Source organism: Paenibacillus sp. J22P143 (genome assembly GCF_059692035.1).
Map to the genome: position 1 here is coordinate 556,462 of NZ_JCAUAQ010000001.1, position 14,673 is coordinate 571,134.

Sequence of the window (14,673 nt, forward strand, 5' to 3'; positions counted from 1 at the left end):
CCAAGCCCCTCTCACTATGTCGAATGTACGGCTGGCCCTATCTGATGATCGTCGATGTCCTTCCAGCCTAAGGCATAAGCAGGTGAATTCGGATGAAGGCGGAAGTAACCGTCCTCTGTGTGCATGATCTGCGGATCGGCGATAAGTGAATGTGCATCAAACTTGCCTCCGAGTAAGGAACGCCACGCCTGCCAGTCATAGATGTGCCGACCAAGTAAATCTACCCGTGATGAGGCTAAAGGTAGGACACCTGCAACCTGACAGACACCCTTCGCCTGATCCTGCCAATACAGATTACGATCTGCTTCAGCGAATTTATCATCGCGCCAATTAACGAAATAGTATAAATAGCCGGAGTTATAAACCACGTTCCCAAGCACCCTGACATCCTTATTATCCTCCCCAGCCATCTCTTGAGTGCCAATTGCGGCTATGGCATCGGGATTCGCAACGAGCAAATTCCCTTGTATGAGGTTGCCTATGCCTTTGGAAAAAATGAGCATCCAGAGCTTACCTTCCCCGGTGCTATATAGCTGCGTTAGGACATTTTGAGTAACGGTAAAGTAGTCCGATGCATCATCCAAATAAATGCCGAAGCCAAAAGAAAAATGAATCCCACTGTTATGTAAGCGATTACCATGAATCGTATTGTACGTCCCAACACCCCATGATTCAATCAAACCGCCGTCCTGGCTGTCGATCATGACATTCGAAATATCATTATAAGCTATGTAATTATTGCGCGTATGCAGGAAATCCCAATGATTGTCCCAAGTAACCGTTATCCCATAAATGGTAGCTGGCATGACCTTGTGGCGTAAGCCTTTCAGCGATATGCCGTATCGCGGCATATGCGAAATGAGATTATGCTCGATGTGGTTATGACCACTCTGATAGAGCAGAATCCCGCAACCATGACCAATCAGCTCGCCGCCATACCGAATGGTGTTATTCGTAATTGTATGTTCTTTATTCGTGTAGGATGCTGCCGCGGAGGTAAATGAGCCTTGGAGCGGTGAAAATCCAGAAGCACATATCCCCATATATCCCATATGTTCGATTCGATTGCCGTTTATATGGATGTTCCGCGTATGCTGATCCAAAAATATGCCGCAGCTGCCTGCGTTTATGATCTGGCAATGCGATATTTCGATATCCGCTGCATAATTGAGATAAAGTAATCCTTCCCTATGCTCATCCCGCTCCACGTTGCTCAAGCCTTCATCTTCCTGAACCATCCGGTACGCTGACCAGAAGTCTGTGCAGGAGAAATGGAGTCCATAGAAATGGAGATGCTGAATAGGCTCATCCTGATCGTTGCCTCTCATTTCAATCAGCCTTGTGACCGTTGGTACGATAATCTCTTGCTGTAACGGCGAGCCATTTTTCGGTTTGTAGTAAAGCCAGCCTTCCTTTTCATCCAAGTGAAATTGACCTGGTGCTTGGAGAAAATCGAGTGAGCCCTGGATAAAATAACGTGAGCCTGCGCCAATTCCCCAGATCGAGGGATGCTGGAATTGCACAAATCTCGCCTCTGCATCATGAGATTTCAGGTCTCGCAGCTCTGAAAACCAGTTCCATTCCCCTTTGCCAGGCCAAATGAATACTTGCGCCCCCGACAGGTCGCTCCCTTCGGGAATATCCCCTTCACGGTAGTGGATTCCTGCTTGGTAGGCGGATTCTGGCTCGCCATCCACTTGAAAATACCCCGCAGCTGGCAATCTTGCTTTGGCAATGCGCTCCCCATCCGCATAGATCGTATGGAAGCTGCTTCCAACCCCCTGCCACGCTCGCCACATGTCTGAACCATAAGGCTCCCAGTTCGTAACAGCCCTGCCACCTACGATGTTAACTTCTTCACCAGGTACATTTCGATAAGTAACACGGAAGCCATTTCTGCCTGAATCGCGCTCATCGAATTGCCAGGTATCCGCTAAATAATAGGTGCCACCGTACACAAACACGATGACATCGTGATTCATCCCGTTTTGGATGATGTTCCGAACTGTCATCTGTGCTTTCGTTATCGTTAAGTAAGGTGCTTGCATACTGCCATCATGTTCATCATTCCCTGTTGTCGATACATAGAAATGGGGGGCTACTCGCATGAGCGTACTCCTTTATTCATCATGATAACCTTATTTATGACTAGTGACTTGGTTGTATACCACTTTCATAAGCGTTTGCAGATCTCCATTTGAATTCGTTGATATGATCTATTTCTCCTTCCTTCTCCCTGACAAAAAGGTACGCATCACTTGCTCCGCCTTCTGCGCCAAAAGCTCAGGTGTTCGACTCATCGCCTCCTGAAGCGTCATCGGACCGTTAACGATACTGTGAATACTCGTTAGACCATATTCATACAGCTTCTCAATCCCTTGCCCGACTGAGCCTGATAGGACGATGACCGGAACGCCGTGCTTCTGTGCAGCCTGCGCAATCCCCATCGGCGCTTTGCCGGAAGCAGTCTGCGCATCTGTCTGCCCTTCGCCGGTGAAGACCAGGCTTGCTTCTTGCAGATGCTCATTTAGTCTGGTCATCTCAATCACCACATCGATCCCACGTTTCGTGCTCGAGGGGAAGAACGCTTGAAACGCACCGCCAAGCCCTCCCGCCGCGCCAGCCCCAGGCAACTGATGTACCGCTATCCCCGTGTGTTCTTCGATGATATCTGCCCAATGGGTGAGCGCTCCATCGAGTGCTTCGACCATCTCCGGCGTGGCACCTTTCTGCGGCCCGAAGACTTGCGATGCCCCTTGTGGACCAATGAATGGATTCGTGACATCTGAAGCAATGATAAATCGAGATTGGGCAATGCGCTCGTCCCACCTTGAGGCATCGATCCGCTTAATGTCAGGCAAGGCTTGTCCTCCAACAGCTACCTCGCGCCCTTCCCCATCCAAAAGCTGTAATCCCAAAGCTTGAAGCATACCGCATCCACCATCGTTCGTTGCGCTGCCGCCAAGTGCAAGAAGAAAGGAACGATAGCCGTGATCAAGCGCATGCCGAATCAACTGTCCTGTGCCGTACGTTGTCGTCACCATCGGATTCCGGTGCTCCGTTGGGATCAGGATTAATCCAGAAGCCGTCGCCATTTCGATCACGCACGTGACGCCGTCTCCGAGGACTCCGTACACGCCGGTTACCTCATCCTGCAGCGGTCCTTGAACAGGGACAGAAATCTTAACACCGTGAGTTGCCTGTACAAGGCTATCCACCGTGCCTTCTCCCCCATCTGCCATCGGAATGAGGACGGTTTCTGCCTCTGGCATAGCCCGCAGAATCCCGTCTCTAATCGCCATGGCTGCCGCTTCTGAGCTTAGGCTGCCTTTAAACGAATCCGGTGCAATTACGATTTTCATAAGTCAACCTCCCGGTCACACGCACTGTACAAACTTATTTATTAATTAATTTATACAACGCTTGGGTACCACTATCCTCTTCGCCCATGGCCGCTAATTGTTCATAGAGTGATTTGGCCAGGGTCAGGCCTGGGAGCGCTACTTTCATCTCTTCTGCCGATTGCAGGGCAATCTTCATATCCTTAATGAAATGTTTGACGTAGAAGCCTGGCGCAAAATTGTCTGCAATCATCCGCGGCCCCAAATTACTTAAGGACCAGCTGCCAGCGGCACCTGTTTCAATACTTTGCAGTACCGTTGTAGGATTGAGTCCTGCTTTCTTGGCATACACAAGCGCTTCAACGACACCCATCATGTTGCTTGCAATCGCAATTTGATTGCACATCTTCGTGTGCTGACCTGCTCCCGCTTCACCTTGATGGACGATATTCGTGCCGATCTTTTGGAAAATAGGCAGCAGCTGCTCGAACACTTCGCGAGACCCACCGACCATAATGGACAATCGAGCTTCTCTAGCCCCGATATCTCCACCAGATACTGGTGCATCCAAGGAGAATAGCTGACGAGTCAGCGCTTCCTCATAAATCCGTTTCGCCAAGGAAGGACTCGAAGTGGTCAAATCGATCAGAAAACTGCCTGGCTGTGCCATGGCTAGTATCCCATTTTGCCCAAAATAAATAGCTTCAACATCGCTCGGGAAACCAACCATGGTCATAATAACCTGGCATTTCTGCGCTAATTCCCCAGGTGTATCTTGCCAAGTCGCTCCCTTATCCAAAAGCTCCTGCGCCTTGGCTTTCGTCCGTGTATAAACATGAACTTCATACCCTGCTTGCATAAAATGTCCTGCCATGCTCTTACCCATAACACCTGTTCCAATGAGTCCAATGATTGGTTTCGCTATATGTTCTTTCATGTGTATGTCCACCTTTCTCTCGTTACCTTTTAAACTTATCACCCTCGCCCATTCTGGTCAAACGGAGATCTACATCAATGGCTGTGGAAGCACTGCTTTAATACAAAAGGAGCAGTCCCCAGAGTATTTCCCCTCTAGAGACCGCCCCTTTATCTATTAAATGCCTTTGAAAGTGAACGCATACGCATACGTACGGTTCGCGAATAGCGTAAACTCGGGATGTGTTCTTGCTCCCCAGCTATCATCTCCGCCAACACCCATCTGTTTGTAGTTCACTCGAACCACAACTTTGTCACTAACCGGAAGCTTATACGGATGATCGTGCGCTTCCAGCTCGGAAGGTGAGTAAGGCAGCGCATTGAGCTCGACGGTAGGTAAGCCAGCAATGCGGAGCCCGCGGCCTGCTGCATTCGTTAAGGTCGCCCAACGAACATCGGTCTTATTGCCACATTCTTGCGGGCGCAGGTACGGTACGAATTGCTCTTCTACAGTCCCGCTATGAAGCGCAAGCTTCGCGCCCACATTGCGATCCCAGTGGTTTTCATGCGGCCCGCGGCCATACCATGATAAGTTCTCGAAGGCAGCATCCAATTCGAACATGACGCCTACTTCAGGGATTTCTGGCAGTTTGTCGCCAGGCGTTAATTGCATACTAACTTCGACTTCACCGCTAGTAGACACCGTGTACACGAGCTGTGCCTCGGAAACAGGCTGTGTCGCTAGCTCAAAGCGCACACGAACCTCAGCGCGTCCAGCGTCCAGCGACTTCGCTTTCAAGGAAAGCAGCTTGCGTCCGCTTCCCGCTTCCTGCCATGGCGCACAACGAATGTGATGCTGGTTCCCGCGGTCATTATCCGTATAAGCACGCCAGAAGTTCGGTACTGGTCCTGTTTGGAATAGCTCCACTCCGTCGAACTGATAGGAGGTAATATCGCCAGTTGCTGCGTTGAGTTGAAGTGAGAAGTTATCCCCATTCAGGGCAATCACTTCTGCCGATGTGACAACTTGAATTGCTGCATCTGTAGAGAGAGTCGCCGCTGATTCTTGCTCTGCTTCCCAATTGCGTGAAATTGCAGCTAATTTAGCCGCTGGCAGGATAAATTGCTCCCAAGCGATTTCATGCCCTTTAACGGCCCATTGCGTGTCATTTTGGAGAACCAAGCTCAATGTCAACACGAACTCATCGTTCGGGAAAAGCGTTTCAACCGCGTCCAGTGCAAGCTCAATGATCGTTGTTTCACCAGGCGCAACCGAGTAAGGAGCGCTGATCATACGGCTAGCCGCCGCGACACCATTGCGAGCAATTGTCCAAGTCCAATCAAATTCATTCAAGTTTGTGAAAAGGAATTGATTCGTTACTTTGATTTGACCTTTCGCCGCATCGATCGCTTCGAACTTCACATTCTGGTAGCATTTCTTCACTTCGTGCAGCTTCGGTGAAACCGAACGATCCGCGAAAATCAAGCCATTGCCACAGAAGTTGCCATCATTCGGCGTATCACCGAAATCACCGCCATAAGCTTGATATGTGATGCCATCTGGTGTCGTCGTACGAATGGATTGATCAATCCAATCCCAGATGAAACCACCTTGCAGAATCGGGTATTTATCAAATAGCTCCCAATATTTAAACAGATTGCCGCAGGAATTCCCCATAGCATGACTGTATTCACAAAGAATAAAAGGCTTCTTGGGCTTATTTTTCGCGTATTCTTCGATTTTTTCAATTTTGGAATACATATGACTTTCGATATCTGACGCTGCATCGGATGCGCGCCAATTGAACACACCTTCGTAATGAACGACTCTGGAAGGATCTGCTTCACGGAAGAAATCATGCATTTTCAAGAAATTGTCGCCGCCTGAAGCTTCGTTTCCTAAAGACCAGATCACAATGGATGGATGATTCTTATCTCTTTGCAGCATCGAGTTCGCTCGATCAAGTACGGCCCCCGTCCATTCAGGCCGGCTTCCTGGTACCGTTTCACCTAGTTCTTCTTGCCCATAGCTCCAGGAACCGTGGGTTTCGAGATTCGTTTCATCAATCACATACAAGCCATATTGATCACAAAGCTCATACCACAGCGGATTATTCGGATAATGGGAAGTCCTCACAGCATTGATATTATATTGTTTCATGAGCAAAATATCGGCAAGCATACTTTCCGCTTCGACGGAACGTCCACGATCACGGTCAAATTCGTGGCGATTCACTCCTTTGAATACAATCACTTCGCCGTTGATTTTCATCAAGCCATCTTCGATCTCAAACTTACGGAAGCCTACTTTACAGCTTTCCGTCTCTAGGAGTGTACCTTCTTCATTCCATAAACGAAGAACTAACGTATACAGATACGGACTTTCTGCACTCCATTTGGCTGGCTGATCCATGTGAGCGGAGAATTCCACCGCTTGCTTCGCTGTGCCGCTCGTTTGAATGCCAACGCGAAGAGGTTCTTCCCATAGCGCGTGCTGCTCACCATCGTATAACATCGCTTCCACCTGATAAACACCTTGACTTTGCAAATCATAGTTGGTGATGGTAGCTTGAATGTGCAGCTCCGCATCCTTGCAAGCGCTATCTAGAAACGTGTTTACTTTGAAATCAGCGATATGCGCCGTTGGTGTTGTATATAGATACACATCGCGGAAAATCCCGCTCAAACGCCAGAAATCTTGATCTTCTAACCAGCTTGCATCGCTCCAACGATAGACTTCGACTGCGAGCTTATTCTCTCCCTCGATCAAATATGGCGTAATATCAAAATCCGCTGGTGTAAACGAATCCTGACTAAAGCCAACCAAATCACCGTTCACCCACACGTAGAAAGCCGACTCCACACCTTGAAAGCTGATATAAATCGGTTGCCCGTTCCATCCCTCAGGGATAGAAAAACTGCGGACATAAGATCCAACAGGGTTATATTTCACCGGGGCAAATGGCGGCTTAAGATCCTCATGACCTACCCACGGATAAATGACGTTCGTATACTGCGGGAAATCGAAGCCCTGCAGCTGCCAGTGGGAAGGCACGGCAATATCCGCCCAATTATTTGTGTCAAAGTCAGTCTTGTAGAAATCCTGCGGACGTCCTTCCGCATTCTCCGCAAAATGAAATTTCCACGTACCATTTAAGTTTTGGTAAAATTGCGAAGCTTCACGAATCCCTGCCAACGCTTCCGCTTCCGTATGATACGGCATCAGTGTCGCATGTGCTTCTAACCGATTCAATTGATATATTTGCGGATTATTATTCCATTCCGGGTAACCGTTTTCAGGTGCTGTGTATACAAATTTGTTCGCCATGGATGTTTTCCTCACTTTAGGTTATTGGATGATGAATCAACCTGCTTTCCTTATTGTACAAGACAACTATTTCTTTTAAAATATAAGATACAACGCCTCCTATATTAAAAAATGAAAGAGATGGACATTCCTTGGCAATCGATTATCGAAAGTTTTTCGTCATTACCGAAACCGACCGCAAGCTCCCCCTTATCCTGGAAACGATCGGATATGAACGCGAGCAGCAATATTATGAACGCGAGGAAGGTTATCCTTGCTTCCATTGGCTGCAAACGATTGCCGGCAGCGGTGAAATCATTCTGGACAGCGGCCCCGTCAAGCTTGGAGAACGGCAAGGCATGCTGCTCGCTGCTGGCGTCCCGCATGCCTATCAATTACCAGAGACCCCGTGGTCGACTTGGTATTTAACATTTGATGGCGCGTTAGCTGCATCCATTGTACATGCATTAGAAATCCCGTTATCAACCCCAATCAGTTGGGGAGCTGACACGCCTCTCGCTAGCATTCATGACTACTATTATGAAAAATATCGCGATAGCCACGACTTCACTGGAACCAACGGTTCCTTGGAAATCTATCAATTCCTTACGCTGCTTAAGAAACATGGCATCATTAACAAAAGCGCCTCTTTCTCGCAAAGCCACGAGCGGCTTCTGCCACTGCTGCTTGAGCTGGAGCATGGCTTCGCCGCGCCACACGTTGGACTTAGCTGGATGGCCGCCCAGCTTGCTGTCTCTCCGCAGCACGTGAACACGTTATTTCGTCGCGCTTTCGGGCTCTCACCTTATCAGTATCTGCTTCAGCTGCGCCTGCAGAAGTCCAAAGAAATGCTGATCGCGCAGCCCGAGCTAACGGTTAAGCAAATCGCCGAGGCAACCGGCTTTCTCGATGCTTCGCATTTCATCTCTACGTTCCGTAAAGCCGTTGGCCTGACGCCGGATGTGTTCCGGCATCCTTATATTAAATAGAGGATGCGTGGCGTTTGGGTCGGCGAGGGCGCGGTGTGGATCAGGCGGCGCGAAGGCTGTGCCCCTTGAAGTTACATGATTTGTGAATAGAATTATTGTCAGATTAATTATTCAATCCCATATGTATCATAAAACTCCTTGATCAATTCATCTCTTTTATCCTTACCAATTAAAATCCATGTTTCTTGTTGGTATCTTGTTGTAATCAGAGTTTTTGCTATTTCAATCCTTATATTATTTTCAAGAGGGGAAAATACCCCAATTATAAGAATAAATGAAACTCCAATAATAATTTTTGAAGAGACACTAATTTTCAATATTACCTTCCTCCCTTTAAATATTAGACGAAATCAATCATTTTTCCGTTCCGTTTTCGCCCCTCAACTATCGTTCTCTTATTATTTCACCACAAAAGAGCCACGATTAAATTTTTCTAACTGCTCCGGAGTCAAATGTTTGATCTTATTGTTTCCTTGGACCCCGGAAACGGTAATCCCTTTTTTTGAAATTGTCTTATGGAAGTCTGCCATCTGATCCTCTGAAAGCCCGGTCAGTTCATGCTTTCCCTCGATATAACCAAGCAAGTAACCGATAACCTCGCCAGCCAACAATGTGTTGGGCTGGATTCGGGCGCTACCGTACGCAGGTCCGATCGCCCCGACGTTCTTGCCCGCAATGATGACGTTGGCATACCCTTTTGGAATAAAAGACCGCAGCGGAATGCCGTACAAATCAGGATCACCCTTGGCGCTTCCCCAGACGGAATTTTGAGTCCCTTGGAGGTCGAGCGGATATCCAGCGATGCTTACGTTATCCCAAAATGTTTTACCACTCAAAAGGTCTGAAGCTTCCAGCACATACTCAGTTTCGTAACGGTCGTAGTCCCTAACGTACAAATAATCCGGGTAACCGTTAAGCTCAGCCTTCTCCCACCCAGGCAGCTCTTTACGCAGGTGCTGCAACACCAAATCGGTTTCGTGCCTGCCAAGTTCCATTGCCTTCCGGACACTTTCCGGACTCGCCGGGTTTACGTTATAGACGAGCAGTGCGTTGATTAGCGCTTCTCCGTCTAATTGATTAACCGTGTTAAGACCACGGAGGAAAACCTCTCTATTCGTGGGCTTATATCGAGAACCCACGCCGGAGAACCCCCAGGTAAACATATCAGTAATCGTTGTGCCTTCACCGTATTTCTCATCGATTTCTTTACGGCTCAGCCTGTTAATTTCTTTTTGAAAGGTTTGCCAATCCACGTTTTTAAATTTCATCATTAGGGAGGAGGCCATGTAATCCTTGGTACCGCCGAAGACAAGCTCGACTCCAGGAATACGACTGAGTCCCAAGCGGCTCGTCATTGCCGCGAAGTCTGTATTCTCCACCCAATACTTTGCGGTAATGCTTTTTTCCCGTCCATCCTTCGTGCGATAGCGAAGCGAGTTGATCCGTTGCTTTGACGTTTTCGGATCCGTTCCGAATTCTTGGCTCATAATGGTGATACCGGACTCCAACGGTATGCCTTCGATCAGTTTGTTATAGTAAACCTGAAATTCCGGTGATTTACGGATGCTTCCGGCTTTATAGGCGTCGAATAGCCCCTTCACCTTCCCTTGCAACAGCGATTTGCCGTTATCCGACTGGGGTTCGTCCAAATATTGCATTTGGCCTTGAATCAGCTGCCCACCCGGTTTCTCTCTCGGATCCAGGATGACAACGGAAAGACCTTCCTCCCGCGCGGCGTCGGCTAAATAAATGCCTTCAATTTCAGAACCGATTAAGACGATATCGGGATTACTCGGATCGCGGGGAATCGCTTTTTTGTCCGGGATTTCCTCGTCCTTACAACCGGCCATCAGCAATGCCGCTATTAACAGAATGCTCCGAACGGAGGATTTTAACGAAACCATGCTCATAACGCTCCTTTTCTAAAAAAAATAATTTCGTAAATAGCTGCCGTAAAAACCACTTATATAAGACACACTATTCTAGTAAAAATAGTTTCCTATTACGCTGCAGCGGCGATCCCTATTTAAGTAATGTTTCTTGGTTAAACCTTGCTTGAACTCTTCCATGTCAACTTCACTGTCCTTGAAAAATTTGTTTGATGTATCAAATGTATATCCTTCTTCTTCAACAATGTCATACCGCCAAGCCAATTGTTCGGATGGATAGTCGGTCATAAATTCTACTCCCAATGTTTAGTTCTAACGAATTAGACGAAGCAAATAAGTAATAAGTTACCATTTTCATAGTAATTTTTACAAAATTTCTTTAAAGTACGGTATTCCACTAATCTGCTCGTTGTGGCCCCGACGCATCGCGTCAGCCAAACCCTAGGGTAAGCATCGCTTACCACAAACAAAAAAACCGCCGCGGCGGTTTTTCAAACATCATCTTATGAGATTTTATGATTGGGTATGAATTCGCTATGCACTTCCAGCAGCTTCTGGACGAAAATCTCAAAGTCTCGTAAATTGGACGAAAATTTGAAATCGGTTACACCCGTGTTGAAATCAATAACCGTTAAGGCAACGCGATTTAAGGGATACTCGGGAATAGGTTCAGAGGCAAGTGAAATATTTTTGAAAGGGTATATGGATGTTTCACCGTAGAAACGAAGCACTGTTAAATGATCATCTCTTAACTCCAACGAAATCTGCTGTTCCGAATCCGTGAAACTCTTCAGTGTACTCATCATAGATCAATCCTCCTCTTGTCCTCTATTTTACTCTCATTTTAGCGGATTAAGAAGCCCAATTTGTAAATATTGTTGATGAGTATATTCACGTCACTGATAAAATAACTGGATTTTATTATGAAAATTCCGCTGGATTAGTTTGATATCGAATTCCAATCTACCGTCTAGGACCCAAGGCAATGTAGTGCAGTGGCTTTAGATAACATTACAAGATAACGCTATTCGGCACCAATGGACACCCCATTGCAAATTAGCGTTACGCGATAACGCTAATAACGCCAAAAGTTGATCTATCCTCCGGATTTATCACATTAGCGTTACGCAATCACTTTATTTCTAGCTAGAATTACAAAAAGCCCGAAATAAGATGATGCCATCACCTTATCTCGAGCCAGACTCCAATCACATTCATATCTATCGTCTAGAACCCAATGCAATGTAGCGCTTTAGATATATTACAGGATAACGCTATTCGGCACCAATCCGCGATATTGACATTATTAGCAGTAGATTTCTTGTTTCGGATGCAAAAAACCTCGCCAACGGCGAGGTCCCAGCTTCTATTTATACTTTTGAATAAACGCAATTGCACTCGCAATGTCTTTCTCTGGCTGGTCTCCGACTTCGCGTTCGATCGTTAGGTAGCCTTTGTATCCAATCTCCTGCAGCGCCTGGAAGTAGCGACCGAAATCAACATGACCTTCCCCTAACGCCAACTCGCGATATGAATCTCCCGATGTTGCCGCTTCCGCAATATTCTCGTGTGTCATTGGCTTGTAGCCTAGTGAGCCATACACTTCACGCGGATCTGCTTGACGAAGTCGAATGCCGTCCTTCACATGCGTGTGAACGATGTAATCCTTCAGCGTATATACCCCCTGAACAGGATCATCGCCTGTCACCATCACCATATTCGCCGGGTCAAAGTTAACAGAGACACCTTTGGTGGATAGGTTATCGAGAAAGCTTTTCAAATGCGCCGACGTTTCCGGCCCTGTTTCCACCGCGAAATATGCGCCTAAGCTGCTCGCATACACCCCAAGCTCTTCACAAGCTTGCAGCATCGCTTGATAAATAGGATCGTTCCGATCCTCTGGCACAACACCGATGTGTGTGGTTACAACGGAGGAGCCTAGCTCAACAGCAAGGTCAAGAATGCGCTTGGATTTCTCAATTTTCGCTGCATTCACCGTCTGATCCTGAAAGCCATGTCCACCTAAATCGCCGCAAAGCGCTGAAATTTGAAGATCCAACGACGCGATGTAGGCACGTAACTCCTTACGCGCCCCCGGCGTTAAGTTAGCTGGGTCCATCTCACCGGAAACTGCGTAAATTTGGACGCCGTCCGCGCCAAGCTCTTTCGATTTCTTTAAACCATCCCGTAAACCAAGACGCAAGCTATCTACCATAATTCCTATTGGATTGATAATCATTTCCTCAAACACTCCTTATCGCGAGCTTCGCGCTAGTTTATTTCATCCCACATACGACGGATATTCTGCAAACCAATCAACGTGCCCTTCTTACACTCTTCCATCCCTTCAAATTCCAAGGAAATGTAGCCGTCGTAGCCTGAGCTTTTGACCACACGTAGAATTTCACGCATATTCAAATCACCTTGTCCTACAATCGCTCCGCGCAAATAGGTACCATATGTTGACTTGAACCAGCCTTCTCCTGGATTCTGATTGGATGGGCGAATGTAGAAATCCTTCACATGGACAATTGAAGCATACGGAAGGTTATTCGTCACGGCAGCAACGGAATCCTCGTCTACGCATACAAAATTACCAACATCCAATGTTGTTTTGAAATTCGCACGATCAACGGCGTGAATCAGAGCTTGAACGCGTTCGCTATGCTGCACGAAGAAACCGTGATTCTCAACGCTTGTCACAATCCCAAATTGGTTCGCATAATCAGCAATTTGACGACAAGCCTCAGCTAAACGATCCAAGTTGGCGTTGAAATTTCGAAGCGAGAGATCCTCACTTCGAGCAACATCATGACGCATTTTCGTAACACCCAATCTGGCAGCAAGATCAACCTCGCCCTTCACACGCTCAATTTCCTGCAAATACTGTTCCTCAGTCTCTGTTAAGAAATTGGCACCGATGGCATAATTGGAAATAGCTATACCTCTGGACTTAGCTTTCTCGCGAATCGCATCCGCAAGTTCAAAGTTACCCGGTAAATCATACCCCAATGGCACAATCTCGACATGTTCACCGCCCTGATCCGCAATCCAATCGATAACGTCCATGATCGACATTTCGCCAGACTTTAGCGCCTGGTACAAGCTATATGTGCTAACCCCTAACTTCATACGAGATCCCCCTATGCTCCGAATCGTTCGGGCTATAATCTAATTTCTTGACCCTTGGCTGCTGATTCATAAATACCGCATAGAATTTTCATCATTTCAAGTCCATCTTCTACCGGGCTAATCGGCGTTTGACCTGTTTGACAACAGGAAACGAAATGATTGATTTCATTTTGAAAAGCGCTATTGATATCGATCGATTTGTGATTGATTTGTGGTGTCACATTCGTAATCGTATCCAAAATCTCCGTTACGAACACAATTTCAGGCTCAAGCTCAACGCCGCCTTTGTCACCATAGAGCTTGACAGCGATCTCATCCTTCTTAGCATGAAGCGTGAAACTTACGTCCACCATGAGGGAAGCGCCATTTTCAAAACGAATCAACACATTCGCCAAATCCTCAACGGTGTTGCGTTCCGCATCATAATCAGCGGCTTGATAAAAGGATAAGTTCTTCACATTCTTCCGATTGCCAAGCTTGTTATACGTATGCCCGCTCACCGCAACCGGCTTCGGTTTGCCCATTAAATACCAACACACATCGATCACATGTACGCCAATATCAATCAGCGGACCGCCACCAGAGCGCTCAACATCGGAGAACCAACCGCCAGGATTACCTAAACGACGAAGACATGACGCTTTTGCATAGTAAATTTCACCCAATTGACCATTATCAATAAAATGCTTCACAAGCTGAGCATTCGTATCATATCTTCTCACAAATCCAACTTGTAGAATTTTGCCTGTCTCACGAACCGCATCTTGAATGCGTTGCGCTTCTTCTACGGTTTTGCAAAGCGGCTTCTCTACCAAAACATGCTTGCCAGCATGAAGAGCAGCAATACTGATCTCGGCATGCGTATTGTTCCATGTGCAAATACTGACCGCATCGATCTCCGGATTCGCCAATAGCTCTTTATAATCCGAATAAATATGAGCAATGTCATATTTTTCCGCTTTCGCGGCAGCTCGTTCACGATTAAGGTCACAGACAGCAACAATGACAGCATCCTCTGATTTCGTATATGACGCAAAGTGCAAATCTGAAATAGAACCTGCACCAATAACACCAATTCTCAATTTGTTTATGCTCATTGC

The 14,673-nt window shown here is 47.0% G+C and carries 12 protein-coding genes; 1 reads left to right on the forward strand and 11 read right to left on the reverse strand.

The window, feature by feature from the left end; translation table 11 throughout:
* Positions 1-14: 14 nt before the first annotated feature.
* The 4 genes from AC58PQ_RS02795 to lacZ form a co-directional block, all read right to left on the reverse strand.
* Positions 15-2,108 carry a right-handed parallel beta-helix repeat-containing protein gene (locus tag AC58PQ_RS02795; RefSeq protein ID WP_497240439.1) on the reverse strand — a complete coding sequence of 698 codons (2,094 nt, stop codon included), beginning with the start codon at positions 2,106-2,108 and terminating at the stop codon, positions 15-17.
* A 108-nt stretch (positions 2,109-2,216) separates the two neighbouring features.
* Complete coding sequence (locus tag AC58PQ_RS02800) at positions 2,217-3,362, reverse strand: glycerate kinase (RefSeq protein WP_497240440.1); 1,146 nt, start codon at positions 3,360-3,362, stop codon at positions 2,217-2,219.
* 34 nt (positions 3,363-3,396) lie between these two features.
* Positions 3,397-4,278: an NAD(P)-dependent oxidoreductase gene (locus AC58PQ_RS02805; protein WP_497240441.1), complete on the reverse strand. Its 882-nt coding sequence runs from the start codon at positions 4,276-4,278 to the stop codon at positions 3,397-3,399.
* Between the two features lie 156 nt (positions 4,279-4,434).
* The gene (lacZ, locus tag AC58PQ_RS02810) at positions 4,435-7,584 is read right to left on the reverse strand and encodes a beta-galactosidase, LacZ type (protein WP_497240442.1); all 3,150 of its coding nucleotides are present in this window, start codon (positions 7,582-7,584) and stop codon (positions 4,435-4,437) included.
* A gap of 131 nt (positions 7,585-7,715) precedes the next feature.
* Between lacZ and AC58PQ_RS02815 the strand changes: the two genes are divergently transcribed.
* The gene (locus AC58PQ_RS02815) at positions 7,716-8,552 is read left to right on the forward strand and encodes an AraC family transcriptional regulator (protein ID WP_497240443.1); all 837 of its coding nucleotides are present in this window, start codon (positions 7,716-7,718) and stop codon (positions 8,550-8,552) included.
* 107 nt (positions 8,553-8,659) lie between these two features.
* Here the strand turns inward: AC58PQ_RS02815 and AC58PQ_RS02820 are convergent, their stop codons facing one another.
* The 7 genes from AC58PQ_RS02820 to AC58PQ_RS02850 all read right to left on the reverse strand — a co-directional run bounded on the left by AC58PQ_RS02820 (position 8,660) and on the right by AC58PQ_RS02850 (position 14,670).
* Positions 8,660-8,869 (reverse strand): hypothetical protein, encoded by a 210-nt coding sequence (locus AC58PQ_RS02820; RefSeq protein ID WP_497240444.1) that lies wholly within the window; start codon positions 8,867-8,869, stop codon positions 8,660-8,662.
* 81 nt (positions 8,870-8,950) lie between these two features.
* A complete protein-coding gene (locus AC58PQ_RS02825) occupies positions 8,951-10,456 on the reverse strand; it encodes an FAD-dependent oxidoreductase (protein ID WP_497240445.1) in 1,506 nt (501 codons plus the stop codon).
* A gap of 78 nt (positions 10,457-10,534) precedes the next feature.
* Positions 10,535-10,729 carry a hypothetical protein gene (locus tag AC58PQ_RS02830; protein WP_497240446.1) on the reverse strand — a complete coding sequence of 65 codons (195 nt, stop codon included), beginning with the start codon at positions 10,727-10,729 and terminating at the stop codon, positions 10,535-10,537.
* A 215-nt stretch (positions 10,730-10,944) separates the two neighbouring features.
* Positions 10,945-11,247 carry a hypothetical protein gene (locus AC58PQ_RS02835; protein WP_497240447.1) on the reverse strand — a complete coding sequence of 101 codons (303 nt, stop codon included), beginning with the start codon at positions 11,245-11,247 and terminating at the stop codon, positions 10,945-10,947.
* Positions 11,248-11,807: 560 nt separating this feature from the next.
* Positions 11,808-12,680, reverse strand: coding sequence for a sugar phosphate isomerase/epimerase family protein (locus AC58PQ_RS02840; protein WP_497240448.1), 873 nt, complete (start codon positions 12,678-12,680; stop codon positions 11,808-11,810).
* A gap of 32 nt (positions 12,681-12,712) precedes the next feature.
* Complete coding sequence (locus tag AC58PQ_RS02845) at positions 12,713-13,573, reverse strand: sugar phosphate isomerase/epimerase family protein (protein ID WP_497240449.1); 861 nt, start codon at positions 13,571-13,573, stop codon at positions 12,713-12,715.
* Between the two features lie 32 nt (positions 13,574-13,605).
* The gene (locus AC58PQ_RS02850) at positions 13,606-14,670 is read right to left on the reverse strand and encodes a Gfo/Idh/MocA family protein (RefSeq protein WP_497240450.1); all 1,065 of its coding nucleotides are present in this window, start codon (positions 14,668-14,670) and stop codon (positions 13,606-13,608) included.
* Positions 14,671-14,673 lie beyond the last annotated feature (3 nt).

Bases quoted from the DNA above. Each gene is read 5' to 3' on its own strand.
- AC58PQ_RS02795 (WP_497240439.1), bottom strand. From the start codon at position 2,108: ATGCGAGTAGCCCCCCATTTCTATGTATCGACAACAGGGAATGATGAA.
- AC58PQ_RS02800 (WP_497240440.1), bottom strand. From the start codon at position 3,362: ATGAAAATCGTAATTGCACCGGATTCGTTTAAAGGCAGCCTAAGCTCA.
- AC58PQ_RS02805 (WP_497240441.1), bottom strand. From the start codon at position 4,278: ATGAAAGAACATATAGCGAAACCAATCATTGGACTCATTGGAACAGGT.
- lacZ (WP_497240442.1), bottom strand. From the start codon at position 7,584: ATGGCGAACAAATTTGTATACACAGCACCTGAAAACGGTTACCCGGAA.
- AC58PQ_RS02825 (WP_497240445.1), bottom strand. From the start codon at position 10,456: ATGGTTTCGTTAAAATCCTCCGTTCGGAGCATTCTGTTAATAGCGGCA.
- AC58PQ_RS02830 (WP_497240446.1), bottom strand. From the start codon at position 10,729: ATGACCGACTATCCATCCGAACAATTGGCTTGGCGGTATGACATTGTT.
- AC58PQ_RS02835 (WP_497240447.1), bottom strand. From the start codon at position 11,247: ATGATGAGTACACTGAAGAGTTTCACGGATTCGGAACAGCAGATTTCG.
- AC58PQ_RS02840 (WP_497240448.1), bottom strand. From the start codon at position 12,680: ATGATTATCAATCCAATAGGAATTATGGTAGATAGCTTGCGTCTTGGT.
- AC58PQ_RS02845 (WP_497240449.1), bottom strand. From the start codon at position 13,573: ATGAAGTTAGGGGTTAGCACATATAGCTTGTACCAGGCGCTAAAGTCT.
- AC58PQ_RS02850 (WP_497240450.1), bottom strand. From the start codon at position 14,670: ATGAGCATAAACAAATTGAGAATTGGTGTTATTGGTGCAGGTTCTATT.